3 protein-coding genes are annotated in these 1,245 nt (G+C 48.0%); 1 reads left to right on the forward strand and 2 read right to left on the reverse strand.

Annotated features, from left to right (window positions below; translation table 11 throughout):
* Positions 1–599, forward strand: a 599-nt coding sequence (locus JX312_RS13790) for a hypothetical protein (RefSeq protein WP_204458494.1), incomplete at its 5' end; no start/stop codon positions are given.
* A 121-nt stretch (positions 600–720) separates the two neighbouring features.
* Here JX312_RS13790 and JX312_RS13795 read toward each other — a convergent pair.
* Positions 721–921, reverse strand: a complete 201-nt coding sequence (locus JX312_RS13795) for a hypothetical protein (protein WP_204458495.1) — start codon at positions 919–921, stop codon at positions 721–723.
* A gap of 122 nt (positions 922–1,043) precedes the next feature.
* The coding region (locus JX312_RS13800; protein ID WP_204458496.1) for a hypothetical protein at positions 1,044–1,245 on the reverse strand (202 nt) is incomplete at its 5' end.

Genomic DNA, 1,245 nt, shown 5'->3' on the forward strand with positions numbered 1-1,245 from the left:
GCACATTCGGTATTCGTGCATTTTCATCACCCGACGCTATCGCGCCTCGTCTCTATTGGGATAATGACCGCCTGATCACCACGTTTGAGAATAGCCGCGGACTTCAAAACATTGTGTTTAATCTCTCGCCGCAGGTGGAAATCATACCGGAATGGCTCACTGCCGCAGGAAGTATCGAATATCGTGCCGAGCGCATGAAAGGCTCCGGCTACAACTTATACAACCACAATTGGAGTGGTAACGCTCAACTCATGTTAAGTCATTATGGATTTGTGCTCTCCGCCCAATACACCAAGTCGGCACGAACTTTGTACGGAGAAAGAATCTCTTGGCGCGAGGATTTATCTATTATCAACCTGTCATATAATTGGAATAAATGGCAGTTTGGAATCGGTATGCTGATGCCATTCGGGAAGTATGACCAAGGTTCCAAGCAACTCAATCAATACAACTCGAATGTAAAGCACATGCGCGTTGACCTTCGCATTCCTTATATATCTGTATCCTATAACTTGCAATGGGGACGTCAGAAACGCGGAGCACAGAAACTTATAGATGTCGATGCCAATGCTAACCGTTCAACAGCCGGTGGCCGATAGATAATAGACCAGACAGATAAAACAGCTTAATCATCTATAGTCAAGTATCCGACTGAAATGTCGGGAACTTGGTAAAACCGCCACCGAGGGAGGCTGATGCTTCTCTCGGTGGCGGTTGTTATTAGAGTCCGTGGGATATTCCCATGTGCCGGGAGTGGCCGTAGTTGAGTTTGAACATCGACATTGCTTCCTGATTTGTCAGCGTGGGGTGTGAGCGACGGAAGCGTTTGAACCCCTCTTTGTTGAAACCGCTTAGACCGTTGTAGAATGCCTCATATTCGGGATGAACTCCCGGTGCGAAAGGCATTCCACCGCCGGTCATTATGTCAATGTTGTGGCGTGAAGCATTTGGTTCTTTGGTTTCGGGGTTGAACCTGATATATGCGTCTCCTACATGGATGGTGTAGCCCTTGACATATAGTTGCTATTGTTCTGGCGTAATCTCTATGTTCCCAAACATGGTCGGAGCGACAGGAGAGCCGTCAAGATGCACTCACTGATTGTGGGGGTCGATGGTTGTAGGTACAATCGTCCGCGATAGCAGGTATAGCTTAAAAAATAGCCGTCCGGATTTTGGGCGGCTATTTTTGTGAGGGTTTCCAGCGGTCGGGAAGCAGGTCGCGGTATTTTTCGATCGGGGTGTTTG

The organism is Barnesiella sp. CU968, assembly GCF_905219685.1.
GTDB lineage: Bacteria > Bacteroidota > Bacteroidia > Bacteroidales > Muribaculaceae > Lepagella > Lepagella muris_A.

Excerpts from the sequence above, each read along its gene's own strand:
- JX312_RS13795 (WP_204458495.1), bottom strand. The coding sequence starts at position 921 with ATGACCGGCGGTGGAATGCCTTTCGCACCGGGAGTTCATCCCGAATAT.